The sequence below is a fragment of the Leifsonia sp. P73 genome (genome assembly GCF_051059105.1).
Lineage (GTDB): Bacteria > Actinomycetota > Actinomycetes > Actinomycetales > Microbacteriaceae > Leifsonia.
The window spans coordinates 1,032,952-1,058,083 of record NZ_CP194931.1; the positions used below are offsets into that span (position 1 = coordinate 1,032,952).

At 72.7% G+C, this 25,132-nt stretch carries 27 protein-coding genes and 2 pseudogenes; 19 read left to right on the top strand and 10 right to left on the bottom strand.

What is annotated here, in order from left to right:
* Positions 1–4: 4 nt before the first annotated feature.
* Complete coding sequence (locus ACQ86L_RS05205; RefSeq protein ID WP_434317961.1) at positions 5–1,018, bottom strand: LacI family DNA-binding transcriptional regulator; 1,014 nt, start codon at positions 1,016–1,018, stop codon at positions 5–7.
* Positions 1,019–1,242: 224 nt separating this feature from the next.
* On the opposite strand from ACQ86L_RS05205, the gene ACQ86L_RS05210 reads away from it, so the two are divergent.
* Both ACQ86L_RS05210 and ACQ86L_RS05215 read left to right on the top strand, forming a co-directional pair.
* Positions 1,243–2,649 (top strand): NAD(P)/FAD-dependent oxidoreductase, encoded by a 1,407-nt coding sequence (locus ACQ86L_RS05210; protein WP_434317962.1) that lies wholly within the window; start codon positions 1,243–1,245, stop codon positions 2,647–2,649.
* The gene (locus ACQ86L_RS05215; RefSeq protein WP_434317963.1) at positions 2,646–2,978 is read left to right on the top strand and encodes a cupin domain-containing protein; all 333 of its coding nucleotides are present in this window, start codon (positions 2,646–2,648) and stop codon (positions 2,976–2,978) included. Before ACQ86L_RS05210 ends, ACQ86L_RS05215 begins: the two co-directional genes overlap by 4 nt.
* Before the next feature lies 1 nt (position 2,979).
* Here ACQ86L_RS05215 and ACQ86L_RS05220 read toward each other — a convergent pair whose 3' ends face one another.
* Positions 2,980–4,590, bottom strand: a complete 1,611-nt coding sequence (locus tag ACQ86L_RS05220; RefSeq protein WP_434317964.1) for a PucR family transcriptional regulator — start codon at positions 4,588–4,590, stop codon at positions 2,980–2,982.
* 90 nt (positions 4,591–4,680) lie between these two features.
* On the opposite strand from ACQ86L_RS05220, the pseudogene ACQ86L_RS05225 reads away from it, so the two are divergent.
* The 5 genes and pseudogenes from ACQ86L_RS05225 (at position 4,681) to ACQ86L_RS05245 (ending at position 10,269) form a co-directional block, all read left to right on the top strand.
* Positions 4,681–6,164, top strand: a pseudogene (locus tag ACQ86L_RS05225) (CoA-acylating methylmalonate-semialdehyde dehydrogenase).
* A gap of 16 nt (positions 6,165–6,180) precedes the next feature.
* On the top strand, positions 6,181–7,593 hold the full coding sequence (locus tag ACQ86L_RS05230; RefSeq protein WP_434317965.1) for an aspartate aminotransferase family protein: 1,413 nt from the start codon (positions 6,181–6,183) through the stop codon (positions 7,591–7,593).
* 143 nt (positions 7,594–7,736) lie between these two features.
* Entirely contained in the window at positions 7,737–8,849 is a 1,113-nt protein-coding gene (locus ACQ86L_RS05235; RefSeq protein WP_434317966.1) for an NYN domain-containing protein, read from the top strand.
* The gene (locus ACQ86L_RS05240) at positions 8,846–9,298 is read left to right on the top strand and encodes a hypothetical protein (protein ID WP_434317967.1); all 453 of its coding nucleotides are present in this window, start codon (positions 8,846–8,848) and stop codon (positions 9,296–9,298) included. Before ACQ86L_RS05235 ends, ACQ86L_RS05240 begins: the two co-directional genes overlap by 4 nt.
* A 35-nt stretch (positions 9,299–9,333) precedes the next feature.
* The gene (locus ACQ86L_RS05245; RefSeq protein ID WP_434317968.1) at positions 9,334–10,269 is read left to right on the top strand and encodes a quinone oxidoreductase family protein; all 936 of its coding nucleotides are present in this window, start codon (positions 9,334–9,336) and stop codon (positions 10,267–10,269) included.
* Positions 10,270–10,287: 18 nt separating this feature from the next.
* Here the strand turns inward: ACQ86L_RS05245 and ACQ86L_RS05250 are convergent, their stop codons facing one another.
* Positions 10,288–11,673: a glutamate decarboxylase gene (locus ACQ86L_RS05250; protein ID WP_434317969.1), complete on the bottom strand. Its 1,386-nt coding sequence runs from the start codon at positions 11,671–11,673 to the stop codon at positions 10,288–10,290.
* 95 nt (positions 11,674–11,768) lie between these two features.
* Here ACQ86L_RS05250 and ACQ86L_RS05255 point away from each other — a divergent pair, with 95 nt between their 5' ends.
* Complete coding sequence (locus ACQ86L_RS05255; RefSeq protein WP_434317970.1) at positions 11,769–12,227, top strand: hypothetical protein; 459 nt, start codon at positions 11,769–11,771, stop codon at positions 12,225–12,227.
* Between the two features lie 38 nt (positions 12,228–12,265).
* Here ACQ86L_RS05255 and ACQ86L_RS05260 read toward each other — a convergent pair whose 3' ends face one another.
* From ACQ86L_RS05260 to ACQ86L_RS05270, 3 genes are all read right to left on the bottom strand, one after another.
* Positions 12,266–12,511: a hypothetical protein gene (locus ACQ86L_RS05260; protein ID WP_434317971.1), complete on the bottom strand. Its 246-nt coding sequence runs from the start codon at positions 12,509–12,511 to the stop codon at positions 12,266–12,268.
* Positions 12,512–12,579: 68 nt separating this feature from the next.
* Positions 12,580–12,897, bottom strand: a complete 318-nt coding sequence (locus tag ACQ86L_RS05265) for a hypothetical protein (protein WP_434317972.1) — start codon at positions 12,895–12,897, stop codon at positions 12,580–12,582.
* 1 nt (position 12,898) lies between these two features.
* Positions 12,899–13,264: a hypothetical protein gene (locus ACQ86L_RS05270; protein WP_434317973.1), complete on the bottom strand. Its 366-nt coding sequence runs from the start codon at positions 13,262–13,264 to the stop codon at positions 12,899–12,901.
* A gap of 81 nt (positions 13,265–13,345) precedes the next feature.
* Here ACQ86L_RS05270 and ACQ86L_RS05275 point away from each other — a divergent pair, with 81 nt between their 5' ends.
* The 3 genes from ACQ86L_RS05275 to ACQ86L_RS05285 all read left to right on the top strand — a co-directional run bounded on the left by ACQ86L_RS05275 (position 13,346) and on the right by ACQ86L_RS05285 (position 15,794).
* Positions 13,346–13,591 (top strand): hypothetical protein, encoded by a 246-nt coding sequence (locus tag ACQ86L_RS05275; RefSeq protein ID WP_434317974.1) that lies wholly within the window; start codon positions 13,346–13,348, stop codon positions 13,589–13,591.
* Between the two features lie 74 nt (positions 13,592–13,665).
* Positions 13,666–15,144, top strand: coding sequence for an MFS transporter (locus ACQ86L_RS05280; protein ID WP_434317975.1), 1,479 nt, complete (start codon positions 13,666–13,668; stop codon positions 15,142–15,144).
* A complete protein-coding gene (locus ACQ86L_RS05285; RefSeq protein ID WP_434317976.1) occupies positions 15,141–15,794 on the top strand; it encodes an MgtC/SapB family protein in 654 nt (217 codons plus the stop codon). Before ACQ86L_RS05280 ends, ACQ86L_RS05285 begins: the two co-directional genes overlap by 4 nt.
* 25 nt (positions 15,795–15,819) lie before the next feature.
* Here the strand turns inward: ACQ86L_RS05285 and ACQ86L_RS05290 are convergent, their stop codons facing one another.
* Positions 15,820–16,488 carry a helix-turn-helix transcriptional regulator gene (locus ACQ86L_RS05290; RefSeq protein ID WP_434317977.1) on the bottom strand — a complete coding sequence of 223 codons (669 nt, stop codon included), beginning with the start codon at positions 16,486–16,488 and terminating at the stop codon, positions 15,820–15,822.
* 82 nt (positions 16,489–16,570) lie between these two features.
* Between ACQ86L_RS05290 and folE the strand changes: the two genes are divergently transcribed.
* The 3 genes from folE to ACQ86L_RS05305 all read left to right on the top strand — a co-directional run bounded on the left by folE (position 16,571) and on the right by ACQ86L_RS05305 (position 19,290).
* Positions 16,571–17,209, top strand: a complete 639-nt coding sequence (folE, locus tag ACQ86L_RS05295; RefSeq protein WP_434317978.1) for a GTP cyclohydrolase I — start codon at positions 16,571–16,573, stop codon at positions 17,207–17,209.
* A complete protein-coding gene (tal, locus tag ACQ86L_RS05300) occupies positions 17,206–18,294 on the top strand; it encodes a transaldolase (RefSeq protein WP_434317979.1) in 1,089 nt (362 codons plus the stop codon). The genes folE and tal overlap by 4 nt, the downstream gene beginning before the upstream one ends.
* 501 nt (positions 18,295–18,795) lie before the next feature.
* Complete coding sequence (locus ACQ86L_RS05305) at positions 18,796–19,290, top strand: MarR family winged helix-turn-helix transcriptional regulator (protein ID WP_434317980.1); 495 nt, start codon at positions 18,796–18,798, stop codon at positions 19,288–19,290.
* Between the two features lie 15 nt (positions 19,291–19,305).
* Here ACQ86L_RS05305 and ACQ86L_RS05310 read toward each other — a convergent pair whose 3' ends face one another.
* A complete protein-coding gene (locus ACQ86L_RS05310) occupies positions 19,306–20,082 on the bottom strand; it encodes a flavin reductase (protein ID WP_434317981.1) in 777 nt (258 codons plus the stop codon).
* The gene (locus ACQ86L_RS05315; RefSeq protein ID WP_434317982.1) at positions 20,069–21,127 is read right to left on the bottom strand and encodes an NAD(P)H-dependent flavin oxidoreductase; all 1,059 of its coding nucleotides are present in this window, start codon (positions 21,125–21,127) and stop codon (positions 20,069–20,071) included. The genes ACQ86L_RS05310 and ACQ86L_RS05315 overlap by 14 nt, the downstream gene beginning before the upstream one ends.
* Positions 21,128–21,325: 198 nt before the next feature.
* Here ACQ86L_RS05315 and ACQ86L_RS05320 point away from each other — a divergent pair, with 198 nt between their 5' ends.
* The 5 genes and pseudogenes from ACQ86L_RS05320 (at position 21,326) to ACQ86L_RS05340 (ending at position 24,404) form a co-directional block, all read left to right on the top strand.
* Positions 21,326–22,000, top strand: a complete 675-nt coding sequence (locus tag ACQ86L_RS05320; protein ID WP_434317983.1) for an alpha/beta hydrolase family protein — start codon at positions 21,326–21,328, stop codon at positions 21,998–22,000.
* Between the two features lie 123 nt (positions 22,001–22,123).
* The gene (locus ACQ86L_RS05325; protein WP_185276928.1) at positions 22,124–22,453 is read left to right on the top strand and encodes a PadR family transcriptional regulator; all 330 of its coding nucleotides are present in this window, start codon (positions 22,124–22,126) and stop codon (positions 22,451–22,453) included.
* A gap of 1 nt (position 22,454) precedes the next feature.
* A complete protein-coding gene (locus ACQ86L_RS05330; protein ID WP_345834515.1) occupies positions 22,455–22,829 on the top strand; it encodes a DUF1048 domain-containing protein in 375 nt (124 codons plus the stop codon).
* Positions 22,826–23,581: pseudogene (locus ACQ86L_RS05335) on the top strand (ABC transporter ATP-binding protein); the annotation flags it as partial. The gene ACQ86L_RS05330 and the pseudogene ACQ86L_RS05335, both read left to right, overlap by 4 nt.
* 46 nt (positions 23,582–23,627) lie before the next feature.
* Positions 23,628–24,404: an ABC transporter permease gene (locus ACQ86L_RS05340; RefSeq protein WP_434317984.1), complete on the top strand. Its 777-nt coding sequence runs from the start codon at positions 23,628–23,630 to the stop codon at positions 24,402–24,404.
* Positions 24,405–24,476: 72 nt separating this feature from the next.
* Here the strand turns inward: ACQ86L_RS05340 and ACQ86L_RS05345 are convergent, their stop codons facing one another.
* A complete protein-coding gene (locus tag ACQ86L_RS05345; RefSeq protein WP_434317985.1) occupies positions 24,477–25,043 on the bottom strand; it encodes a GNAT family N-acetyltransferase in 567 nt (188 codons plus the stop codon).
* Positions 25,044–25,132: the final 89 nt, after the last annotated feature.

Here is a 25,132-nt window from a genome sequence, read left to right on the forward strand (position 1 = left end):
GTTTTCAGACCGAGGCGCGGACGCTGGTCGACCGCACGACCAGCTCGGAGGCGCGCGCGGTGCGGATCGCGGTCTCCACGCCGGCGAGCTCGTCCAGCAGCATCCGGGTGGCCCGCCTGCCCTGCTCCTCCGGGAACCGCGCCAGCGCGGTCAGCGGCCGGGACCCGAGGCGGCAGATCAGGGAGTCGTCCCAGCTGACCAGGGCCACGTCGTCGCGGCCGGCGCGGCTGAGGGCGGCCTGCGCGCCGAGCGCGAGGAGGTCGTTGGAGGTGACCAGCGCGGACAGCGACGGGTCGCTCGCGTGCGCGGCGGCGATCCGCTCGCCGGCCTCCATCGAGTAGTCGGTCGGCTCCGAGGCCGCCCGCATCCCGAGGTCGCCCGCGAATCGCGCGATCGCCTCGGCCCGCTCCCGCTCGTGCTCGAACTCGGCGGGGCCCTGCAGGTGCAGGATGCGGCGGTGGCCGAGCGCGTGCAGGTGGTCGACCAGGATGTGCGCGTCGCCCCACGCGTCGTAGAGCAGCACACGTCCGGGCGCGACGCTCTCGTCGTTGCCGTGCAGCACGAACGCCAGGCCGAGCTCGTCGAGGAGGGCCGGCCGCGGGTCGCCGACGATGATGTCGAAGAGCATGACGCCGTCGACGCGCTGCTCGGCGCTCCAGCGGCGGTAGGCCGCGAGGTCCTGCCCGTTCGAGGGGCCGACCATGCGCAGCAGCAGCGACTGCCCGCTCTCGGCGAGCTCGGCCTCCACCCCCGCGAGCAGGCTCATGTAGTACGGCTCGGTGCCGAGCAGCCCGGGATCGCGGCGCAGCACGATCCCGATCGCGTCCGACCGGGCGCGGGAGAGGGCGCGGGCGCTGGAGCTGGGATGCCAGCCGAGCTCGTCGGCGAGGTCGAGCACGCGCCGCCGGGTCTCGTCGCTCACACCGGGCTGGCCGTTCAGCGCGTACGACACCGACGCCTTCGACAGCCCCAGCCGGTCGGCGAGGCCACCGATCGTCACCCGGGTCGCTGTCCCCACGTCATGCTCCTCTCGCGCCGGCCGCTGCGGCCGATCGGGGAAAGAGTACATCGAACTGAAGCGGTTCAGCCCCCGTGTCGTCTGCGAGGATCCGCACATCTCCGCGCCGGACGGTCTGCCCGGAGTCGGGCCGGATTCGCGACGGACATCCGGTGCGGCGCCGGGCAGAATGGGCGGCACCAGCACCTCACCAGCACCGGATACCGCACCAGGAGGACATCGCCGTGGCGACCACCGTGTTCGAACGACAGGCACCCCCGGCCGCCGTGGTGACCCACGCGCTCGCTCCCGCCCGGCAGGCCGTGTTCTGGATCGAGGACGCCCCCGGCGACCGCTATCCGCGGTTCCGCGGCGACGTCGAGTGCGACCTCGCCGTCGTCGGCGGCGGCTACACCGGCCTCTGGACGGCGCTCCTCGCCAAGCGCGAGAACCCGTCCGCGCGCATCGTGCTGGTGGAGGGGCGCCGGATCGGCTGGGCCGCCTCCGGGCGCAACGGCGGCTTCTGCGAGGCGAGCCTCACGCACGGCGACGAGAACGGCCGCACCCGCTTCGGCGGGGAGTTCGACGAGCTGCAGCGGCTCGGGATGGCGAACCTGGACGAGATCGAGGCCACCGTCGCCGAGCTGGGCCTCGACGCGGAGTTCGAGCGCAACGGCGCGATCGACCTCGCGACCGAGCCGCACCAGGTCGGGTGGCTGCGGGAGGCCGCCGACGGCGAGCACGCGCGCTTCCTGGACCGCGAGGCCGTGCAGGACCAGGTGCAGTCCCCCACCTACCTCGGCGGCCTGCTCCGCACCCGCGACTCGGCGCTGGTCCACCCCGCGAAGCTCGCCCGCGCGCTCGCACGCGCCTGCGAGGCGGCCGGGGTCGAGCTGTTCGAGCACTCGCCGGTGGAGGGCATCGGCGAGGGCACGACCCTCTACACGCCGGAGGGCGTCGTCCGGTCGAAGCGCACGGCGCTCGCCACGAACGTGTTCCCGAGCCTGCTCAAGCGCAACCGGCTCGCCACCGTGCCGGTCTACGACTACGTCCTGATGACCGAGCCGCTCAGCGCCGACCAGCTCGCCTCCATCGGCTGGTCCGGCCGCCAGGGCCTCGGCGACTCGGCCAACCAGTTCCACTACTACCGGCTGACGCGCGACAACCGCATCCTTTTCGGCGGCTACGACGCGGTGTACCACTACGGCGGGCGCGTCCGCGAGCGTTACGAGGACCGGCCGGAGACCTTCCGGAAGCTGGCCGCGCACTTCTTCACGACCTTCCCGCAACTCGAAGGCCTCACCTTCACGCACCGCTGGGCCGGCGCGATCGATACCTGCAGCCGGTTCTGCGCCTTCTTCGGCGCCGCCCGCGGCGGGACGGTCGCCTACGCGACCGGCTACACCGGGCTCGGCGTCGCCGCGACGCACTTCGGCGCGCAGGTCATGCTCGACCTCCTGGCCGGCCGGGAGACCGAGCGGACGAGCCTGGAGATGGTGCGGAGCCGGCCGCTGCCGTTCCCGCCGGAGCCGGCGGCCTCCCTCGGCATCAACCTCACCAGGTGGTCGCTCGACCGCGCCGACCATCGCGAGGGACGGCGCAACGCGTTCCTCCGCACGCTCGACGCGGTCGGGCTGGGGTTCGACTCGTGAGCGGCGCTCTGGACGCCACGGGGAGCGTCCGCGCATCCGGGCTGCCGCTGGAGCGGTCGGAGGACGACCCGCTGACGGCCGCGGCCGAGCTCGGCCGGTTCGCCGGGCTGGAGGTCGGCGTCTGGGAGATGGCGCCGGGCACGACCACCGACGTGGAGGCCGACGAGGTGTTCGTCGTCATCGCCGGCCGGGCGCGGGTCGACTTCCCGGAGACGGGCGCTCGGCTGGAGCTCGGCGCCGGGGACGTGGTCCGGCTGACGGCCGGCGACCGCACGGTGTGGACGGTGACGGAGACGCTGCGGAAGGTCTATCTGGCGCCGACCGCCTGAGTCAGCGCCGCACCCGCCGCGCGAGCACCGCGGCGTGCAGCGCCCCGATCGTCTCCCCGTCGTCCAGGTCGAGGCCGAGCAGGTCCTCGATGAGCCCGATCCGCTGGTAGAACACCGACCGGGACAGGTGGCTCGCCACGGCGGCCCGCGTGCGGTTGCCCGGGTGGCTCAGGTAGGCGCGCAGCACCTCGATCAGATCGCCGTCGTTGGCGAGGTCGTACTCGATCAGCGGCCGCAGCATGCGCTCGGCGTACTCCTGCAGTCGCGGGTCGTCGCCGAAGGCCGTGACCAGGCGCAGCAGCGGACGGCTCTCGGCGCGCTGCACGACGGCGTGCCTGCCGCGGCCGCCGCCCCCGCGTCCGGTCAGCTCGACGGCCTCCTCCACCGACCCCAGCAGCCCCGGGATGCCGTGGGCGTCCGAGCCGACCCCGACGACCGCGGCGTCCCCTCCGGCGAGCGCGTCGGCGACGGCGTCCGCGCCCGGCCGCCCGTGCCGCGACGACACGGCGACCACGAGGAGCCCGGGTGCCGCGGGATGCGGCGCCGCGATGGCCTCCGACCCCGCCGTCCGCGCGGCCTCCAGCGCCCGCGCCGCCGCGCCGGCCTCCACCCGCCCCGACCGCGTGCGCACGGCGACCCCGGCGAGCACGCGCTCGGCGACCGGGAACCCGGACGCCTCGAACCGCGCGGCCATGCCGCCGTCGCCCGCGAAGCGCCGGCCCAGCAGCGCGCCGAGCAGCGCGTCGTGGCTGCGGCGCGTCCACTCCTCCTCGTCGCGGTCGGCCAGGCGGCTGAGCGCCAGCGCGACGGCCGCCTGCTCCAGCACGCTCGACCGGCCGGCGGGATGCGGCTCGCCGGGCAGTGCGACAAGGTGGCCCCAGCGCATCCCGCGCGCCGCGACCGGCGTCAGCGTCCAGCCGGGCTCGCCCGTTCCGCGATGCGCGGCCCGCGAGCGCTGCTCCCAGCGGTCCAGCTCGGCCTCGCCGTCGCCGACGTTCTCAGCCACGAGCACCTGGTGGCCGGTGTCCTCCAGCACCACGGGGCAACCGAGCACGCGCGCTGCCTGCGCGACGATGAAGTCGGCAGGGCTGCCGCGCAGGCTCAGCCCGGTGAACAGCTCGCGGATCTCGTCCCTCGCCCGCAGCGCGACGGTCTGGTCGTCGATGATCCTGGCGTGCACCGCCTCCGTGACCGCGACGAAGCGCGCCTCGCGGTGCAGGACGACGAACGGCAGACCGGCCGCGCGGAACTCCTCCACCAGGGGCGCCGGCGCCTGCGGCGTGCGGTCGCCGAGCTCCAGCACGAGGCCGGCGATCTCCGCCTCGGCCAGGTCGCGGCCGAGCGCCCGCAGCGCGCGAGCGTCCCGCGGCCAGCCGAGGCCCGTCGCCAGCAGCAGCTCGCCCCCGGAGACCAGCCGCGCCACGTCCGCCGTCTCGGCCACATGGACCCAGCGCACCAGCGTGTCGAGCGCGCCCTCGCCCGTCAGTACCTCCGGCAGCGCGTCGGCCATCGGGTCCATCCGCAGCACCTCGCGGACGGTCGGCAGCAGCATCCGCTCCGGCGTCGGACGAACTGTCTCCTCTTGCCCGAACGTCCGACGATCTGGCCTCATCGTTCGCTCCTTCACTCTGTGATCATGGGGATTGCAAGCCTACTTCCCCGCCGGGCATTCCGTCCGGCGCAGCAACCCCAGGAGGATTCCGTGGCCCTGATCCGCCACTTCGTGAACGGCGAGGAGTCCGGCGACCCGGCCCGCCTCGGCCCCGTCTTCGACCCCGCCACCGGCGTCCGGCAGCACGACGTCGTGCTCGCCAGCGTCGCCGAGACCGAGGCGGCGATCGCCGCGGCGAAGGCCGCCCTCCCGGCTGGCGCGCCACCAGCCTGACCAAGCGCGCCGACGTGATGTTCCGGCTCCGCCACCTCCTCGCCGAGCGCCGCTCCGAGCTCGCCGCGATCGTGACGAGCGAGCACGGCAAGGTGCTCTCCGACGCCGCGGGCGAGATCGCGCGCGGGCTCGAGAACGTCGAGTTCGCCTCCGGCCTGATCGACAAGCTCAAGGGCGAGTACAGCGAGCAGGTCTCCACCGGCATCGACGTGCACAGCGTCAAGCAGCCGGTCGGCGTCGTCGCGTGCATCACCCCGTTCAACTTCCCGGTCATGGTGCCGCTGTGGATGGTCGCCAGCGCGATCGCCTGCGGCAACACCGTCGTCCTGAAGCCGAGCGAGAAGGACCCGTCGGCCTCCGTCTACCTGGCGAAGCTGTTCGCCGAGGCCGGCCTGCCCGCGGGCGTGCTCAACGTCGTGCACGGCGACAAGGAGGCCGTCGACACCCTGCTCGACTCCCCCGACGTCGCGGCCGTCTCCTTCGTCGGCTCCACCCCGATCGCCCGCTCGATCTACCAGCGCGCCGCCGCCAACGGCAAGCGCGTCCAGGCCCTCGGCGGCGCGAAGAACCACATGGTCGTCCTGGAGGACGCCGACATCGAGGCCGCGGCCGACGCCGCCGTCTCGGCCGCCTACGGCTCGGCGGGCGAGCGCTGCATGGCCGTCAGCGTGCTCGTCGCGGTCGGCGAGGCCGGCGACCGGCTCGTCCCGGCCATCCAGCGCCGCCTCGGCGCGCTCGCGATCGGCCCCGGCACCGACCCGGCCAGCGAGATGGGCCCGCTCATCACGCGCGAGCACCGCGACAAGGTGGCCTCCTACGTCGCTGCGGCCGCCGCCGAGGGCGCCACCGTCGTCGTGGACGGCACCGCCCAGGAGTTCGACAACGACGGCTTCTTCGTCGGCGTCAGCCTGGTCGACCACGTGAAGCCGGGCACCGCGGTCTACGACGACGAGATCTTCGGGCCGGTGCTCTCGGTCGTCCGCGTCGACAGCTTCGACGAGGCCGTCGCGCTCATCAACGCCAACCCGTACGGCAACGGCGTCGCCCTGTTCACCCGCGACGGCGGCGCCGCCCGGCAGTTCGAGTTCGACGTGGAGGTCGGCATGGTCGGCATCAACGTCCCCATCCCGGTCCCGATCGGCGCATACTCGTTCGGCGGCTGGAAGAACTCGCTGTTCGGCGACTCGCACATCTACGGCCCCGAGTCGTTCCACTTCTACACGCGCAGCAAGGTCGTCACGACGCGCTGGCCCGACCCGGTGCACTCGAAGATCGAGCTCGCGTTCCCCGGCAACTCCTGATTTCGGAGGTACATGCATGACTGACACGATCGACACCGCACTCCGCACCGGCTTCACCGACCGCCGCGGAGTCGAGCACCCCTTCGGGGACGCCGACGCGGAGACCCAGGTCCGCAGCGACGACCGCAGCCACGTCTTCCACTCCTGGAGCGCCCAGGCGCAGATCGCCCCGCTGCCGATCGCCGCGGGCGAGGGCTCCACGTTCTGGGACTACCAGGGCAACGCCTACCTCGACTTCAGCTCGCAGCTGGTCAACCTCAACCTCGGCCACCAGCACCCCGACCTCGTCGCCGCCATCCAGCAGCAGGCCGGCCGCCTCGCGACCATCCAGCCCTCGATGGCGAACGACGTGCGCGGCGAACTCGCCCGCCGGATCGCCCGCGTCGCGCCGGGAACGCTGAACCGGGTGTTCTTCACGAACGGCGGCGCCGACGCCAACGAGTACGCGGTGCGGATGGCCCGCAGGGTGACCGGTCGCCGCAAGGTGCTGTCCATGTACCGCTCGTATCACGGCGGCACCGCGACCGCGATCTCGCTGACCGGCGACCCGCGCCGCTGGGCGAACGAGCCGAGCGACCCGTCCGTCGCCCACTTCTTCGGCCCATACCTCTACCGCTCGGCGTTCCACTCCACCACCCCGGAGGAGGAGACGCAGCGCGCGCTGGAGCACCTGGAGAGCGTCATCGTCCTGGAGGGCGCCGCCACCGTCGCCGCGATCATCATCGAGACGATCGTCGGAACGAACGGCGTGCTCATGCCACCGCCCGGCTACCTCGCCGGCGTGCGCGCCCTCTGCGACAAGTACGGGATCGTTTACATCGCCGACGAGGTGATGGTCGGCTTCGGCCGGGTCGGCGAATGGTTCGCGGTGGACGCGTTCGACGTGGTGCCCGACCTGATCACCTTCGCGAAGGGCGTCAACTCCGGCTACGTCCCGCTCGGCGGCGTGGTCATCTCGGACGCGATCGCGGACTTCTTCGACGACGTCTCCTTCCAGGGCGGCCTCACCTACTCCGGCCACCCGCTGGCGTGCGCGGCGGGCGTCGCGACGTTCGACGTGTTCGAGCGCGACGGCATCCTGGAGCGCGTGCGCGACCTCGGCGAGCGCGTCGTGGAGCCCGAGATCACCGCCTGGCTCGACCGCCACCCGTCGCTGGGCGAGGTCCGCGGCCGGGGCCTGTTCTGGGCGCTGGAGCTGGTCCGCGACCGCGAGACGCGCGAGCCGCTGGTCCCGTTCAACGCGGCCGGAGCCGACGCGGCCCCGATGGCCGAGGTCGCCGCGGCATGCAAGGCGGCCGGCGTCTGGCCGTTCACCCACTTCAACCGCATCCACATCGCCCCGCCCCTGGTGATCACCGAGGCCGACCTCCGCCGCGGCCTCGCCGCGATCGACGCCGCCCTCACCGTCGCCGACCGCTACGCGGTCTGAGCCGGCTCACCCATCTGAGCCACTGCATCCAGGGGACGCAACACGCCGCACCGCCAGACGCGGAACGGCGTGTTGCGCCCCCTTGTGCGTGCGCGGCGGGATGGGGACGGTCCGATGCGGCCGTGGCGGGATATCGTGACAGCATGAGTGAACCTGGGGACGGCCGTGTCGCGGTCTACATCGACTTCGACAACATCGTCATCTCGCGTTACGACCAGGTGCACGGCCGCGGGTCGTTCATGCGCGACCGGCAGAAGTCCGGCACGCAGCCCAAGCCCGCCTTCGTCGCGAAGCTCGCGGAGGCGCGCGTCGACCTCGGGGCGGTGATCGACTTCGCGTCCTCCTTCGGCACCCTCGTGCTCACGCGCGCGTACGCCGACTGGTCCGCCGCCGTGAACGCCGAGTACCGCGGCCAGCTCGTCGGCCGCGCCGTCGACCTGGTGCAGCTCTTCCCGGCCGCGGCCTACGCCAAGAACGGCGCCGACATCCGCCTGGCGGTCGACGCCGTGGAGGACCTGTTCCGGCTCCCCGAGCTCACCCACGTGGTGATCGTGGCGGGCGACTCCGACTACATCCCGCTGGCCCAGCGGATCAAGCGCCTCGGCCGGTACGTGATCGGCATCGGCGTCGCCGGCTCGACGGCGCGCTCGCTCGCGGCCGCGTGCGACGAGTTCGTCAGCTACGACGACCTCCCGGGCATCGCCCGCGACGAGGCGGCTGAGACGGACGCCGCCGCGGCGGAGACGGCCGGCGCCGAAACCGAGACGGCTCCGGAGGCCGCACCCGCCGGCACGTCCCGCCGCCGCTCCACCCGCTCGACCGCGGCCTCCACCGACACCGACGCAGCCGCCGACGAGGTCGCCACCGACCAGCCCGAGGAGCCCGAGCAGCCCGCGAAGCGTCCCGCCCGCAAGCGCAAGGCCGCGACGCCGGAGCCGGAGGCCGAGGAGGAGACCGCGGAGGACCCCCAGGTCGTCGCCACGCGCCTCCTGGCCCGGGCGATGCAGCTCGGCCACGAGAAGGACGACTCGGAGTGGCTGCACTCGTCGACAGTGAAGGGCCAGATGAAACGCATGGACCCGTCGTTCAGCGAGAAGGCCCTCGGCTACCGGTCGTTCAGCGACTTCATCAAGTCCCGCAACTACCTCGTGGAGCTCGACGACAGCTCCACAGCCCAGGTGCTCCGCCTCACGCCGGCCCGATCGCGGCGAGCCCGGCACAGCGGCAAGGCCTCCGACTCGGTGTCAGCGTCATGAGCACCGGCGACGCGGACGAGCCCGGCGGTGACCGCCGCGGCAACGCGGACCGCCCCGGCGTCGTGACCGCTGTCGCCATCCTGTGCTGGCTGGTGGGGACGATCGAGCTCATCCTCAGCGTGCTCCTGATCGTCCTCGCGGCGATCCGCGGCGTCCTCCCCGCGAACGAGACCGGGAACATCCTGGTCTCGACGATCGGATACCTGATCGTCGCGGTCGCCTACATCGCGGTCGGGTTCGGCGTCTTCCGCGGCGCGGACCTCGCGCGCGTGATCGTGCTCCTCGCGAGCGTGGTGCACCTCGGCGTCGGGCTGTACACGGCACTCACCACGCAGCCGGTCGCCGGCATCCTCTCGATGGGGCTTGCGGTCGCGATCGCGCTGCCGCTGTGGGTCGGGCGCGGCGCGGCCTGGTTCGGGCGCGGGCGCACGGGCACGCCCGAGCACTGAGCACCCACCCAGCCAAACCGCGTTGACTGGGCGGCATGGCACGAGTGTGGTTGGCAGAGCAGTGGGGTTCCCCCGACACGTGGACGTTCGCCGAGCGGGAGGTGCCGCGTCCGGGACCGGGCGAGGCGAGGATCCGGGTGCGCGCCGCGGGCGTCAACCCGGCCGACTACAAGCACGTCGCCGGTCCCCGTCCCGGTCTCGACCTCCCGGTGCCGATCGGCTACGAGGCGGCGGGCGAGCTGGTGGAGCTCGGGCCGGACACCGAGCTGGCCTCGGGCGGTGGCGCGCCGGGTGACGCGGTCGTGGTGTTCCGCATCCAGGGCGGGTACTCGACCGAGGTCACGGTCCCGGCGGCCGACGTCTTCGCCAAGCCGGCGGCGCTGTCCGACGAGGAGGCCGCCAACCTGCTGCTCGCCGGCGCGACGGCGGCGCAGATGCTCGACGTCACGCACGTGGGAGCCGGGGACACGATCCTGGTGCACGGCGCGTCCGGCGCGGTCGGCGTGAGCGCGCTGCAGCAGGCCGCCGAGCTCGGCGCGCACGTGATCGGGACCGCGAGCGAGGCCGGCTTCGCCCGCGTGCGGCGGTTCGGCGGCATCCCCGTCGCGTACGGTCCCGGCCTCGCGGACCGGGTCCGGGATGCCGCGCAGGGGCCGATCGCCGCCGCGCTCGACACCGTCGGCACGGACGAGGCGGTGGACGTCTCGCTCGAACTGGTCGAGGACCGCGACCGCATCGTCACGATCGTCGCCTCCGGGCGCGCCGGGACGGACGGCTTCCACTCGATCTTCGGCGCGCAGCCAGAAAGCGCGGCCTTCCGCGACGCGGTGCGGCCGCGGTTGCTGGCGCTCGCGGCGGAGGGGCGGCTGCAGGTCCCGATCGCGCGCACGTATCCGCTCGCCGAGGCCCCGGAGGCGCTGCGGTTCCTCGCCGAGGGGCATCCGGGAGGGAAGATCGCGCTGCTGCCGTGATCCGCCGCGCGCCGGCGCTCAGTGGTGGAACGCCACCCGGTCCGGCCCCGGCATCGGCGCCTTCAGCTCGTCCAGCTCCTGCACACTCGTCCGGATCGCGTCCACCAGGCCGCCCGCGAGGTCGCGGCTGAGCCCGTTCCTGACGACCGCACGCTGCACCGTCACCTCCGTGAGCGCCTCCGGCATCGGGTAGGCGGGCACCAGCCAGCCGCGCGTGCGCAGCCGCATCGACAGGTCGTAGAGCGTCCAGGGCGCGTCGTGGCCGGCCTTCACCTGCCACGCCGCGACCGGGATGTCGCTGCCGTCCGTCCAGATGTCGAAGCGTCCCAGCGCCCGCACCTCGTCGGCCAGGTAGCGGGCGACGTCCCGTGAGGCGGTCTGGACGCGCTTGTAGCCGTCGAACCCGAGGCGCAGGAACTGGTAGTACTGCAGCAGCACCTGGGCGCCCGGCCGGGAGAAGTTGATCCCGAAGGTCGGCATCTCGCCGCCGAGGTAGCTGACCTTGAAGATGAGCTCCTCGGGCAGCAGGTCGGCCTCGCGCCAGACCACCCAGCCGATCCCGGGATAGACGAGCCCGTACTTGTGCCCGGACGTGTTGATGGAGGCGACCCGCTCCAGGCGGAAGTCCCAGACGATGTCGGGCTGAATGAACGGCGCGACCATCGCCCCGGACGCTCCGTCGACGTGGATCGGGACGTCCAGCCCGGTCTTCCTCCGGATCGCGTCGAGGGCGTCGCTGATCGCCTGCACCGGCTCGTACATCCCGGTGTACGTGACGCCCATGATGGCGACGACGCCGATCGTGTTCTCGTCCACGTACCGGTCGAGCCCGTCGCCGTCCAGCGTCTTGTGGTCGAGCGAGATGGGGACGAAGCGCGGCTCGACCTCGAAGTAGTTGCAGAACTTCTCCCAGCACACCTGCACGGCCGCGCTCATCACGAGATTCGGCCTCTCGGTGGACTTCCCGGCGGCGCGCCGCCGCTGCTGCCAGCGCCGCTTGAGCGCGAGGCCGCCCAGCATGCACGCCTCCGACGACCCGATGGTGGAGGTGCCGATCGAGCGCTCCGGGTCCGGCGCGTTCCAGAGCCCGGCGAGCATGCGCCAGCACCGGGTCTCGATGGCGGCGGTCTGCGGGTACTCGTCCTTGTCGACGATGTTCTTGTCCACCGCCTCCGCGTACAGCCGACCGGCCTGATCCTCCATCCAGGTCCCGACGAAGGTCGCGAGGTTCAGCCGCGCGTTCCCGTCGAGCATCGCCTCGTCGTGCACCACCTGGAAGGCGGTGTCCGGCAGCGACTCGCCCTCCGGGAGCGTGAACCGGGCGAACTCGGTCGCCTCCCCGGCCCGCGAGAACACGGGATTGAGGCCGACGGGCTCCTCGGGGGACTCGTAACCGTGACGCATGAGGGGAGCCTATGCCTGGAGGGCGGGAAGGCGCAGGGCCAGCGGCTGATAGTTTCGGAAGGGACGGTTCGGGAGTCTCGGATTCGGGGGGCGGCATGGCGGGTTCGGGTGTCGCGAGGCGCCTCGCCGCCGCGGTCGCGGTGGTCGCGCCGGCCGCGCTCGCGCTCTGGTCCCGCGCGGCGTGGGGAGCAGAGCTTCCGGAGACGGTCGGGACACACTGGTCCTCACCCGGGCCGGCCGACCGCACGACGCCGACGCACGACCTCTTCGCCGGTGCGTTCGGCGTCTCGGCGATCGCCGCACTCCTCGGCGCGACGGCCGGGCTGCTCCCGCGTCTTCACCCGCTCACGAGGCGCCTCATCCTCCTCGCGACGGGGAGCGTGTCCGCGATCGCCGCGACCCAGTGGATGGTGCCGACCTGGCTGACCATGCGCGCCGGGGACCCGGGCGAGGCCGTCCTGGGCGCATGGATCCTCATCATGTTCGGCGCCTTCGCCTACGGCGTCCTCCCCTCCTGCTGGCGCCGCCGCCCCGGCAGGCGCACACCTCCCTGACGCTCACGGCCGAACCGCGAGCGCTCACCACCGGTCGCCTATTCGACCTGCAACTGCGTCCGTGCCGGGGACGGGCAGATCAGGAACGCATGACCGTGGTCGCGTTCGATCTCGTGCTCGTCGATGCGGCGGCTGCACAGCGGGCACGTCGCGGCTTCCGTCCTCGGTGTCTCCTGGCCGTAGGGGCCGAGCGGAGGCGGACCGAGGACCGGGAGCAGCTTCGCGTCCAGCCATTCGGCCGCTCGCTCGGCGCGAGAGCCCGAGCGGCCCTCCACCTTGTCCATGACTCGATGGTAGGCCGGTTATGGGCCGGTGCGAGTGCCTCGCAGCGGGCGCCCAGCCGCCCCACACCCTAGACCGGCCCGCCGCCCTCCACCTCGTCCTCCCGCATGATCACCATGCCGCCGGTGCGCTGGCTGGTCTGCAGCAGCGCCTCCATCCAGTGCTCGTTGAGCGCGGGAGGCCGGGAGCCGTTGAACACGAACGCCAGCGGGATCTCGCGGCTGATCCAGAGGCTCATCCGGCCGCCGCCCTGCTCGACCGGGATCTCCCAGTTGAGCAGGAAGCTCTCGTGGCGGCGCAGCTTGGTGACGAGGGCGATCTTCACGTGCGAGAGCGTCCGGTCGTCGAACTCGTACTCGCGGCCGACGCCGTAGATCAGTTTGCCCATCTCAGTCGGCCTGCTTCTTCGCGCGCGACTCGCGGAAGCTGCCCTCGGGGATTTCCTGGCGGATCTCGGCGCGGAGCTCGTCCTCCAGCATCAGGCCCGCGTTGCCGTTGGCCTTCTCGGTGAGGATGGCCAGCCACTCCCGGTTGAGCTCGGGGAGGGTGTTGTGGGTGAAGGCGAACTGGAGGCTGATCGAGGGGTCGAGCCAGATCGAGCGCAGCGTCGGCTCGGTGCCGCCCGTGCGGTCGGCCCAGATGAGGAGGAAGCCCTCGCGGCGGCGCAGCTTCGTGGCGATCACCGCCTGCAGATGAGCGAGCACCCTGTCGTCGAAGGTGAAGCCGTCGGCTCCGTCGTAGATCAGCGTTCCCATCGGTGTCCTCTCCGGTTCTCACTTTCGCCGTCCGCCCGCGCGCCGTCAAGACGTCAGGCCGCCGCGGCGTACCGTCTGCACATGGACGCTCTCACGCGAACCATCAAAGCGGCGCTCCTCTACGAGGACCGCCGGACCCTGGACAGCGTCGTGGTCGTGCCCCTGATCGGAGGGTGTCCGCCGGGCGAGATCCGCGTCGCCACCCTCTTCGCCGGCGCCCTCGCCTACGACGTCTACGAGCTGGACGACGACGAGGAGTTCTCCTCCATGCCCGCCTATCCCTACCGTTCGACGATCCCGCTGACCACGGCCGACCTCGAGGACTGACCGGGCAGAAGGCCGGCGGCCACGGGACGCCGCCACGCCCGGGAGCCCGCCCGCGCGCCGCGTAGGGTGGACGCGTGACCGACGCACCGCCCGACAACGCCCGCACGGGCTGGGCGGTGGCCTCCCTCAGCCTCGGCACGCTGCTCAACCCGCTGAACTCCTCGATGATCGCCGTGGCGCTGGTGCCGCTTCAACGCGACTTCCAGGTGAGCGTCACGACGGTGACGTGGGTGATCACGTCCTTCTATCTGGCCTCCGCCGCCGGGCAGCCGCTGATGGGGCGGTTCGCCGACCGGTTCGGGCCGCGGCGGCTGTTCCTGTTCGGGATGCTCGTGGTGGTGCTGGCGTGCGCGCTCACCCCGCTCTCGTCGTCGTTCGCCGCCGTCTGCGCGGGCCGGGTCGCGCTCGCTGTCGGGACCGCGACGGCCTTCCCCTCCGCCATCGCGATGCTGCGGACGGTGTCGGCGCACACGCGCGTCGGGACTCCCCGGCTGCTCGGCCGCATCCAGATCGCCAACACGTCGGGCGCCGCGATCGGCCCGGTGCTGGGCGGCGCGCTGGTCACGTTCCTCGGCTGGCAGGCGATCTTCTGGGTCAACGTGCCGCTGGCCGTACTGGCGTTTCTGGGGGTGCGGTTCTTCGCCCCGAAGGACGCGGCGCGCGAGCGGGTGCCGCTGCGCCGGGTGGTGGCGGAGTCGGACGTGCCGGGGATCCTCCTCTTCATCGCGACCCTGACCGCGCTGCTGGTGTTCCTGCTCGACCTCCGGCCGCAGCCGCTGTGGTGGCTGCTGCCGCTCGTGCCGATCGCCGGCGCGCTGTTCGTCTGGCGCGAGCTGCGCACCGCGCACCCGTTCCTCGACCTGCGGCTGCTCGGCGCGAACCACCGGCTGCTGATGGTCTACCTGTGCTTCGCGGTGTTCAACACGGTCTACTACTCGGCGTTCTTCGGCCTCCCGCAGTACCTCCAGGAGCACGGCGGCTACTCGGCGGGCGTGACCGGGCTGCTGATGTTCCCGCTGGCTGCGGTGACGATCGCGGTCACCCCGCTGGCCGCGCGTGCGATCGAAGGGGTCGGACTGCGGCCGACGCTGCTCACGGGAGCGGCTGCGCTGATCGTCGGGGCGGTCCTGCTCGGGTTCGCGGCCGCCACGACGGCGCCGTGGGTGGTGCTGCTGATCACGGCGGCGCTCGGCATCCCGTACTGCGTGGTGAGCATCGGTATGAACCAGGCCCTCTACGCCGCCGCCCGCCCGCAGGACGCGGGCGTCGCGGCGGGCATCTTCCAGACCTCGCGCTACGTGGGCGCGATCGTGGCGACGACGGTGCTCGGGCTGCTGTTCAGCGCGGGGACGACCCCGGCGAGCTGGCTGGCGGCGGTCGGGGTGGCGAGCGCGCTGGCGGTGGTGCACCTGTGCCTGCTGGTGTTCGTACGGCGCCGGTCGCAGCCGGGCGGGGCGCCGGGGGTGCCACGGAGGCCGCGCCCTCCTAGACTCCGCGGCATGAGCGGGAGGGTCCCTGAGCGGGAGCGCCCCACGACCGGGGGCGCGACATGAGCGGCTGGCTGCCCTCCGCCGCGCTCGTCCCCCAGCTCCTCGCGCTGCTGCTCGCGTTCGTGCTGTCGGCCGTGATCGGCGTGGAGCGCGAGCGCCAGTTCAAGAGCGCCGGGCTGCGCACGCACATCCTCGTGGGGCTCGGCTCCGCGTTGTTCACGCTGGTGTCGGCGTTCGGCTTCACGGCGTTCGGCCTCCCGGCGTCCGACCCGGCCCGGATCGCCGCGCAGGTGGTGACCGGCATCGGCTTCGTCGGCGCCGGCGTGATCTTCGTGAACCGCGGCAACGTGGTCGGCCTCACCACCGCGGCGTCCATCTGGATGACCGCGGCCGTCGGCATGGCGTGCGGCGCCGGGCTCCCGCTGCTCGCGATCGCCGGGACGGCCCTCCACCTCATCGCGCTCGGGTCGCTGCCGACCGCCGAGCGGCTGATCCGGCAGCGCTCCGAGGCCCGGCTGGTGGTGCGTGTCGCCCCGTCGGGCGCACCCCTCGGCGTCGTGCTGGACCGGCTGACCGCGGACGGCCTGCACGCGCGCGTGGACCACCTCCGCCGCCTCCCGGACCAGGACCTCGAGCTCGCCGTCTACATCCGGGGAAGCAGGAGGAGGCCGACCGCCTCCTCACCGACCTGGGCCGGATCGACGGCGTCGTGAGCGTCAAGGCGGGGCCGCTGCGGAGCTAGTGCTCCGGCCGATCGCCGGCCGCCGCCCCGACCCGCACGCAGCAGCCGCCGGCCAGCGGCTCCAGCCACGCCTCCCGGCCGTCGCTCGCGCCGGCGCTCAGCGCGGACACGAACGCGGCGTTCGCGGAGCAGATCACGTCGGTGTGGCGGCTCGACAGCCGGTGGAACGGACAGTTGGCGAGCACGTAGCCGCCCGCGTCGTCGTCCACGGGCTCGTAGCCGAGCCCGTCGAGCGTGTCGGCCACCGGACGCGACGGGTCGCTGCGTTCGGCGCCCTGCTCGGCGGCGACGGCCAGGAGGCACTCGCGGACGGGACGGCCGGTGCCGTCCGACCGTTCCACCGCGGCGGCCAGCAGCTCGCCCGCGAGGTCGTAGCGTCGCGGCGGGATGCTGGCGACCAGCTCGTCGCCCGCGAGCGAGTAGAACTTCGCGGGGCGGCCGGAGCCCGGGCCGCGCTTCTCGCCGCGATGCCGGAACTCGGCGACCAGCACGCCCGCATCCACGAGCTTGTCGAGGTGGAACGCCGCCGCCGCGCGGGTCAGGCCGGTGCGCTCGGCCAGTTCGTCGCGGCCGAGCGGGCTCCCCTCCGCGGTCAGGATGCGGACCAGTTCGCGGCGTGCGGGCTCGGCGAGCGCCGCGACGGCCGCCACGTCGTCGTCGGTCATGCGGCCATCCTATCTCTAAAAATGCGAATCTTGACAAAAGAAATCCGCGGACGTACTCTCAGCGCAGGACCGAGGAGGCACGATGACGCTGACCACAGAATCGCCCGGAGACGAGACCCTGGTGCACCCGGCCGCCGAGCCCCTCCTCGAACCGCTGACAGGTCCGTGGGCCGCTGCCATCGACCGGCCGCGCGCAGAGGCCGCGGTCACCGAGCTTCTGCACGCCCTCGGCCGCGACACCGCCGACCCCCAGCTCGCGGACACGCCGCGCCGCGTCGCCGCCGCCTTCGCCGAGCTGCTCGACGCGCCGCCGCTGCGCGCGACGACGTTCCCCAACGACGAGGGCTACGACGACCTCGTGCTGGTGCGCGACATCCCGTTCGTCTCGCTCTGCGCGCACCACCTGCTGCCGTTCCGCGGCGTCGCGCACGTCGGCTACCTCCCGGGCGACCGGCTGCTGGGGCTCTCCAAGCTGGCGCGCGCGGTCGAGCACTTCTCCCGCGACCTGCAGCTCCAGGAGCGGCTGACCGTGCAGATCGCCGACTACCTGGACGACGAGCTGGAGCCCCGCGGCGTCGGCGTCGTCCTGGAGGCCGAGCACCTGTGCATGGCGGTCCGCGGCGTCCGCGCGCCGGGCGCGACGACCCGCACCTCCCGGTTCACCGGCGAGCTCGCCGGGATCGGCCCGCGGCGCTTCCTCGACGGGCGGGCCGACGGATGAGCGCGACGGCCGACCTCCGCCGCGCCGGGGTGAGCATCTGGCTGGATGACCTCTCGCGCGGCGACCTCGTCTCCGGGAGGCTGGCCGAGCTGATCCGCGAGCGCGATGTGACCGGGGTGACGACGAACCCGACCATCTTCGCGAAGGCCGTGGAGGACGACCCGGACGCGTACGCCGGCCGGCTCGCCGAGCTGCGCGCGACCGGCGCCGATCCACGGGAGACCGCGCTCGCGCTCGTCGCAGCGGACGTGCGCGAGGCCTGCGCTGTCCTCCGCCCGGTGTTCGAGGCCTCCGGAGGCGCGGACGGGTTCGTGTCGATCGAGGTCACGCCGGACGCCGCCCACGACACGGCGGCGACGCTCGCCGAGGTCCGGGACCTGCGCCGACGCGTCGACCGGCCGAACGTGCTGGTCAAGATCCCCTCCACCGACGCGGGCGTGCGCGCGCTGGAGGAGGCGACCGCGGAGGGCGCCTCCATCAACATGACGCTGCTGTTCGGGCTGGAGCGCTACGCAGAGGTGATGGCCGCCTACCGCGCAGGACTCGCCCGGGCCGCGGCATCCGGGATCGCGCTGGGCGGCATCCGCTCTGTCGCGTCGTTCTTCGTCTCCCGCGTCGACGTGGCGGTGGACGAACGGCTCACCGCCATCGGCAGCCCTGTGGCGGACGGGCTCCGCGGGCTCGCCGCCGTCGCCAACGCGCGCCTGGCCTACGCCGCGTTCGAGGAGTCGCTGCTGGGGCCGGAGTGGCAGGCGCTCGTTGCGGCCGGGGCCCACCCGCAACGGCCGCTCTGGGCCTCCACCGGCGTGAAGGACCCGGCGATGCGGGACACCCGCTACGTGGAGGAGCTGGTCGCGCCGGACGTGGTGGACACGATCCCGGCGAAGACGCTGGAAGCGCTGCACGACCACGGCGTCGTGCGCCCGGACACGATCCGGGGCAGCTACGCGGAGTCGCGGGCGATCCTGGATGATCTGGAGCGCGCGGGCGTGCGCCTCGCGGACGTCACCGTGAAGCTGGAGCAGGCCGGGATCGACGCGTTCGGCGCGTCGTGGGAGCGGCTGGTCGCGGCGGTCGCGGGCTGAGCACAGCGCGCGGCATCGGGGAACGGAGCGCCCCGTGGAAGGCGACGGGGCGCTCCGCCGGGAGGGCTAGCCCTCCTTCTCCGGCGCAGCGGCCGCTCCGGCCCCCTCGTGCTGCGCCTTCGGATAGTTCCCACTCCGTTGGTGGGTGCTGCGCACGAGGGGCGGCCTGCCCTCGCGCTCGGAGCCCACATAGGCTCCGACGACCTCCGAGTCGGGGCCGAGGTGCCCCTCCCTTCGGTGTACTGACCGTGAACGACGCGCCCTTCGGCCGTCTCGGGCTCGGCCTGGGTGTACCGGCCCTCGATCACGTCGCGGTCCTGTTGTTCGACCATGACGATCGCCTCCTTGGTTGCGATATCGCAATTATTCCGCGGTCGCAACCACTCCGGTAGTGGTCGTGGTGCACTCGGAGCGTGTTCGCATGTCCGATTCAGGGCGCGCCCGACCGCCTCCGGACCCGCACTGATGCGCGAGCCCGGTGATGCACGGTACAACTGGAGAGTGGACCACGAAGAACAGCACCCCGACGACGTCGACGCCGCCCTCCAGGCCGCGGACGTGATGATGCGGGTCGCCGCCCGCTCGGTGTCCGAAGTCGAGGACATCGTCACCTCGCCGCAGCTCCGGGTGCTCGTGATGGTCGCCACCCGTGGACCGCAGACCCTCGGCGGCGTGGCCGCCGAACTCGGCGTGCACGCGTCCAACGCCACCCGCACCTGCGAGAAGCTCGTCCGGCTGGGACTGGTCGAGCGGGCCGAGGACCCGGACGATCGCCGCTTCGTCCGGGTGACCCTCACACCGGAGGGTAGCGCGCTCGTCAAGCGCGTCATCGGCCACCGGCGTGCGGCCCTCGCCGAGGTGCTCGCGAGCATGGAGCCCGACGAGCGGAGCGCGGCCACGGCGTCGTTCCGGGCGTTCGCGAACGCGGCGGGCGACCTCCCGAGCGCCGACGGGCGGTTCACGCTGCTGCTCCCCGGGGCGGCAGCGGGCATCTAGCGGATCGCGCCCCCGTCAGTCCGGCGGATCGGCGTCGCAGCGCGGGCACGGGCCGTCGCCGTCGCGCATCGCCCCGCACTCGGGGCAGACGGAGCCCAGCCAACAGGCGGGATCGCCGCCGATCTCCCGCAGCTCCCAGGCGTCCACGTCGAAGTCGGAGCCGGATTCGGCGTCGGCGTCAGCGGGCGCTCCTCCGCGCGGCCCCAACGGCTCCCCGATCCCGAAATAGTGCCGGAAGCTGTACACGATCGGCTGCCAGGCCAGCGGGTCGATGTGGTCGCCGTCCGCGACGATCCGCCGGTCGGCGTGCACGCGCACGACCTCCGCCTCGGCGATCGCGTACTCCCCCGTGACGCCCGGCGTGATGCGGCGCACCTCCGCCTCCAGCTGGAGCAGGCACTCGGCCACCCGCGGCGGGCCGACCAAGTCGGACGCCTGCGGTGTCAGCCCGGCAGCAGCGAACTTGTCGGCGCGGTGCGTGTACCGCCCCGCCTTCGCGGCGGGGACCTCCGTGCGTCCGGTCAGCTCGGCGATGCGCTCCACCGCGGGCCAGAGCGGCGGCGACGGGAAGCTGACGGCCAGCTGTGGCCGCTCCTGCAGGTTCGCGAGCGTCTGCCCCTCCGTTTCGAGACCGAGCGCGAGCATCTGGCCGAGCGCCCAGTACGAGGAGGCGGGCGCGAGGTTCGGGCTGCCGTCGGCGTTCAGCGAGGAGAGCAGGATGACCGGGGTGCCCGCGTAGAGGATGGGCGGCCGCACGACGCGGTGCGTGCCCACGGGCTCAGCGGGCGTCATCCGGAACCCCCGCGGCGAGCTCGGCGAACACGTCGGACGCATCCTCGAGCCGGGAGAGCCCGGCGCTCTGCCCCATCCAGAGCGACATCAGCTCGGGCTGTCCCGCGGCCGACGCGGCCCGGCGGAACACGCCGGTGAGGATGTTCTGCAACGGGAAGGTCGCTCGGGCCCGGCTGTTCTCGATCGCCCGGACGGCGTGGTTCGGGAGACCGCGCGCGAGCCGGCCGCTCATCGCCCGCGTCAGCACGGTGTCGCTGGCGAGCGCAGCGCGGATGCGCTCGCGGTGGATGGCCGGGGCCGCGGACTGCGCCGTCGCCAGGAAGGCGGTCCCCGCTTGAACGCCCGACGCGCCCAGCGCGAAGGCCGCAGCGACGCCGCGCCGGTCGGCGATGCCGCCGGCCGCGATGACGGGCACGCTCACCGCGTCCGCCACCTGCGGGATCAGCGAGAGCCCGCCGACCAGGCTGCGCTCGGACTCGATCAGGAAGGACGGCCGGTGCCCGGCGGCCTCGGAGCCGGACGCGACGATCGCGTCGACGCCCCCGGCCTCCAGCACGCGCGCCTCGGCGACAGTGGTCGCCGCGCCGATCACGAGGATGCCGCGCGCGTGCGCCGCCTCGATCACATCCCGCGCCGGGACGCCGAACACGAAGCTCAGGGCGGCCGGCCGCGCGTCGAGCGCTGCCTCCAGCTGCTCGTCGAAGTCCGGGAGCGGCGCGACCGGCCACTCCGGCGGCAGCACGCCGGCCTGCGCGAAGAGCTGGGCCATCCCGGCGACGGCGCGGTCGAACTCGTCGCGGGCGGGCGCGTCGTGCTCGCCCGCCTCCCGGTGCGGGAGCCACAGGTTGAGGGCGATGGGACGGCCGGTGGCCTCCCGCAACTCGGCGACGACCGAGCGGATGCGCGCGCCGTCGTAGCCGTACAGCCCGTACGAGCCGAGGCCTCCAGCCTCGCTCACGGCCGCGGTCAGGGCGACGGACGACAGCCCGCCGAACGGACCGAGGACGATCGGCGCGTCGATCCCCAGCATGGTGCTCAGACTCATCCGCAGGTCTCCAGCCTCAGAAGCGATGACGTCGCCCGATACAATTGCGTATTCGCAAGTGTCGGCGCGACTCCGATTATATCGGCGCGTGGTCCGGCCGGAGGGGGCAGCGACGCGCCGAGGCGAGCACGGCGCCGATCCGAGGATGCGGCGGGCGCACGACACCCGCCAGTGGCGACACCCGCTAGCCTCAGGGGCGTGGATGTGGACGTTCCGACCGCTGCCGGCCCCGGCCGGCTGGTGGTCGCGCCCGCGGAGCATCCCCGGGCCCTGCTCTGGCTCGGCCACGGCGCGGGCGGCGGCATCGGCGCCGCCGACCTCACCGCACTCGCAGCCGAGCTTCCCGCGCTCGGTGTCACCGTCGCGCGCTACGAGCAGCCGTGGCGTGTCGCAGGCAAGAAGGTCGCCTCCCGGCCGCCCGCGCTCGACGCCGCCTGGCTGGAGACCGCGCCCGTCGTCGCGGACCTCGCCGGCGGCGTCCCCGTGATCGTGGGAGGCCGCAGCGCGGGAGCGCGAGTGGCGTGCCGCACCGCGGCCGAGACGGGAGCCGTCGCGGTCGTGTGCCTGGCGTTCCCGCTGCATCCCCCGGGCCGTCCTGACGTCACGCGCCTGGACGAGCTCCTCACGCCGGATGTCCCCGTGCTGGTCCTCCAGGGCGACCGGGACACCTTCGGCGGCGCCGACCTCCTGCGCGCCGAGCTGGCGACCGCGCCCGGCGACCACGCGAACGTGCGGATCGTGCCCGTCGCGGGCGCCGACCACGGGATGAAGACACTGAAGGCCTCCCCGCTCACAGCGCGCGACGTGCGCGAGCTGGTGGTGGCGACGACGGCGGCCTTCGTGGACGACGTGCTCGGCTCCGCGGCGCGCTGAGCGTCCGCACGCTCGCCGCTATCCCCCCTCGAAATAAAGTCGGTATTCAGTGTTGCTATCTACCGGTACTCGGCGTTACTATCTAGTGGTAGTCAACAGCACTGAGTAGTTGGAAGGGGTGTCATGGGCAAGCAGACGACCGAGATGCTCAAGGGCACGCTCGAGGGCATCGTCCTCGCCATCCTGTCGGGCCGGGCCGCGTACGGGTACGAGATCACCTCGTGGCTGCGCGACCAGGGCTTCGAGGACATCGCCGAAGGCACCGTCTACGCCCTGCTCGTCAGGGTGGAGCAGCGGGGTCTCGTGGATGTCGAGAAGGTCCCGTCGGAGAAGGGGCCGCCCCGCAAGGTGTACTCGCTCAACGCAGCGGGACGCGAATACCTGGACGAGTTCTGGAGGACCTGGAGCTTCCTCGCAGAACGACTGGAACAGCTCCGAGACGGAGGAAACTGACATGGCACCGAAGTGGATCGAGCTGGTCACCGGATCGCTCGAGCAGAAGAAGCAGTACCGGCAGATCAAAGGCCGGCTGGACGCCCTCCCCGAGCCGTACAACGGCGTCGCGAAGGCGCTCAACCGCTACCTCATGTACAACGGCGGGATCGTCGACGGCGACACCATCCTCACGATGATGACCGACTTCGTGGAGCTGTGGGAGCGCGCGGCGGCCGACGGCACCCCGGTGCGCGACATCGTCGGGGACGACCCGGTCGAGTTCGCCGAGGCCTTCGCCGCGGCGTACGTCGGCACCCGCTGGATCGACAAGGAGCGCGCCCGCCTCACCGAGGCGGTCGACGCGGCCGAACGCGAGCAGGAGAAGAACTCATGAGCCCCACCACCACCGGCCCCGCCATCCAGGTGCGCGGCCTCCAGAAGTCCTACAAGGACCTGCACGTCCTGCGCGGCGTCGACTTCGACGTCCAGCCCGGCAGCATCTTCGCCCTCCTCGGCTCCAACGGGGCGGGCAAGACCACGGCGGTGAAGATCCTCTCCACCCTGCTGAAGGGCGACGACGGCACGGCCACCGTCAACGGGTTCGACGTGGCCCGCAACCCGGACGAGGTGCGCGACTCGATCAGCCTCACCGGCCAGTTCGCCGCGGTGGACGAGGTCCTCAGTGGCCGGGAGAACCTCATCCTGGTCGCCCGGCTCCGCCACCTGAAGAACCCGGCGGGGATCGCGGACGAGCTGCTGGCCCGCTTCGCGCTCACCGACGCGGGAGGCCGCAAGGTCGGCACCTACTCGGGCGGGATGCGCCGCCGGCTCGACATCGCCATGAGCCTCATCGGCCAGCCGCCGGTGGTGTTCCTGGACGAGCCGACCACCGGCCTCGACCCTCAGGCACGCCTGGAGGTCTGGGAGACGGTCAAGCGCCTCGCCGGCCGCGGCACCACCGTGCTGCTCACCACGCAGTACCTGGACGAGGCCGAGCAGCTCGCCGACCGCATCGCGATCCTCCACGAGGGCCGCATCATCGCGAACGGCACGCTCGCCGAACTCAAGCAGCTCCTCCCGCCGGCGAAGGTCGAGTACGTGGAGAAGCAGCCCAGCCTGGAGCACGTGTTCCTCGCCATCGTCGGACCCTCGGCCCCGGCCGCGGCCTCCCCGAACCCTCGAAGGAGTCCTGATGTCCACCGCGAACTTCGTCGCAGACACCACCGTCCTCACCGGGCGGTCCATGAAGCACATCACGCGCAGCCTGGACACGATCATCACCGTCACCATCGTGCCGATCGCCCTCATGCTGCTGTTCGTGTTCGTCCTCGGCGGGGCCATCGACACCGGCCCCGACTCGGGCTCGTACGTGAACTACCTGCTCCCCGGGATCATGCTGATCACGATCGCGTCGGGCATCTCGTACACCTCGTACCGGCTGTTCATGGACCTCCAGGGCGGCATCTTCGAGCGGTTCCAGTCCATGCCGATCGCCCGGTCGAGCGTGCTCTGGGCGCACGTGCTGACCTCCCTGGTCGCCAACATGATCTCGGTCGTGCTGGTGGTCCTGGTGGCGCTGCTGATCGGCTTCCGCACCGGCGCGAGCGTGCTCGCCTGGCTGGGGGTCGCGGGCATCCTGGTGCTGTTCACCCTGGCCCTGACCTGGGTGGCCGTGATCGCGGGACTGTCGGCGAAGAGCGTGGACGGTGCGGGCGCCTTCGCCTACCCGCTGATCTTCCTCCCGTTCATCAGCTCGGCGTTCGTCCCGACCAACACGATGCCCGCCCCGGTCGCCTGGTTCGCCGAGCACCAGCCGGTGACGCCGATCGTGGACACCATCCGGGCGCTGTTCGCGGAGCAGCCGGTGACCGGGGACATCTGGATCGCCCTCGCCTGGTGCGTCGGCATCCTGGTGGTCGCGTACGGTTTCGCCACCGCGATCTACCGGCGGCGGATCAGCCGGGGGTGAGTCCTCCGCCCTCCCCTCGGTGGTGCGGCCGCCGGCCCGGTTCGGGTCGGCGGCCGTTCCGCGTGCGGGGTATCAGCTCAGCTCGCGCCGCACGATCCAGCGGACGCGGCCTCCGGAGTGCGCGTCCGTCTCCCGCAGCCGAGCGAACCCGTGCTTCTCGAACAGCTCGACCGTGCCGACATACCCGCTGATCACATCCACCCGCTCGCCGCGCGTCTCCACCGGGTAGCCCTCCACCAGCCGCGCCCCCGAGGCCCGAGCGTGCTCCACCGCCCCGTCGAGGAGGTCGTGCATCAGCCCGCGCCTGCGGAACCCGCCGCGCACGACGAAGCAGACGATCGACCACGGGTCGAGCTCCTCGTCGAGGTGCGGGATGGTGCGGGAGTTCAGCAGCCGCCGGTAGGTGGACTTCGGCGCGACCGAGCACCAGCCCGCGACCTCCCCGTCGGCGTAGACCAGCACGCCGGGGCCGGGCTCCGTCTCACACTCGTTGTGCATGTACTCGATGCGCTCGGGCATAGGCAGGCGGGCGTCCCTGTACGACATGCACACGCAACCGCCGCCACCCGGCTTGCGTGGCACCATGAACGTCGCGAAATCGTCCCAGCGCCCCGCGGCGGGCAGCACCTCGATGGCCATGCCCGAAGCGTAGCGGTCACCACCGACGCCGCCGGCTGTCCCGATTCGTGCCGAATGTGGCGATTGCGACGCCCCATCCCGCGATTCGT

Coding starts and splice junctions, on each gene's coding strand:
- folE (WP_434317978.1), top strand. CDS start 16,571: ATGACGCTGACCACAGAATCGCCCGGAGACGAGACCCTGGTGCACCCG.
- ACQ86L_RS05340 (WP_434317984.1), top strand. CDS start 23,628: ATGTCCACCGCGAACTTCGTCGCAGACACCACCGTCCTCACCGGGCGG.
- ACQ86L_RS05330 (WP_345834515.1), top strand. CDS start 22,455: ATGGCACCGAAGTGGATCGAGCTGGTCACCGGATCGCTCGAGCAGAAG.
- ACQ86L_RS05310 (WP_434317981.1), bottom strand. CDS start 20,082: ATGACGCCCGCTGAGCCCGTGGGCACGCACCGCGTCGTGCGGCCGCCC.
- ACQ86L_RS05220 (WP_434317964.1), bottom strand. CDS start 4,590: ATGAGGCCAGATCGTCGGACGTTCGGGCAAGAGGAGACAGTTCGTCCG.
- ACQ86L_RS05285 (WP_434317976.1), top strand. CDS start 15,141: ATGAGCGGCTGGCTGCCCTCCGCCGCGCTCGTCCCCCAGCTCCTCGCG.
- ACQ86L_RS05325 (WP_185276928.1), top strand. CDS start 22,124: ATGGGCAAGCAGACGACCGAGATGCTCAAGGGCACGCTCGAGGGCATC.
- ACQ86L_RS05270 (WP_434317973.1), bottom strand. CDS start 13,264: ATGGGAACGCTGATCTACGACGGAGCCGACGGCTTCACCTTCGACGAC.
- ACQ86L_RS05255 (WP_434317970.1), top strand. CDS start 11,769: ATGGCGGGTTCGGGTGTCGCGAGGCGCCTCGCCGCCGCGGTCGCGGTG.
- ACQ86L_RS05315 (WP_434317982.1), bottom strand. CDS start 21,127: ATGAGTCTGAGCACCATGCTGGGGATCGACGCGCCGATCGTCCTCGGT.
- tal (WP_434317979.1), top strand. CDS start 17,206: ATGAGCGCGACGGCCGACCTCCGCCGCGCCGGGGTGAGCATCTGGCTG.
- ACQ86L_RS05345 (WP_434317985.1), bottom strand. CDS start 25,043: ATGGCCATCGAGGTGCTGCCCGCCGCGGGGCGCTGGGACGATTTCGCG.
- ACQ86L_RS05275 (WP_434317974.1), top strand. CDS start 13,346: ATGGACGCTCTCACGCGAACCATCAAAGCGGCGCTCCTCTACGAGGAC.
- ACQ86L_RS05250 (WP_434317969.1), bottom strand. CDS start 11,673: ATGCGTCACGGTTACGAGTCCCCCGAGGAGCCCGTCGGCCTCAATCCC.
- ACQ86L_RS05240 (WP_434317967.1), top strand. CDS start 8,846: ATGAGCACCGGCGACGCGGACGAGCCCGGCGGTGACCGCCGCGGCAAC.
- ACQ86L_RS05230 (WP_434317965.1), top strand. CDS start 6,181: ATGACTGACACGATCGACACCGCACTCCGCACCGGCTTCACCGACCGC.
- ACQ86L_RS05235 (WP_434317966.1), top strand. CDS start 7,737: ATGAGTGAACCTGGGGACGGCCGTGTCGCGGTCTACATCGACTTCGAC.
- ACQ86L_RS05260 (WP_434317971.1), bottom strand. CDS start 12,511: ATGGACAAGGTGGAGGGCCGCTCGGGCTCTCGCGCCGAGCGAGCGGCC.
- ACQ86L_RS05245 (WP_434317968.1), top strand. CDS start 9,334: ATGGCACGAGTGTGGTTGGCAGAGCAGTGGGGTTCCCCCGACACGTGG.
- ACQ86L_RS05290 (WP_434317977.1), bottom strand. CDS start 16,488: ATGACCGACGACGACGTGGCGGCCGTCGCGGCGCTCGCCGAGCCCGCA.
- ACQ86L_RS05265 (WP_434317972.1), bottom strand. CDS start 12,897: ATGGGCAAACTGATCTACGGCGTCGGCCGCGAGTACGAGTTCGACGAC.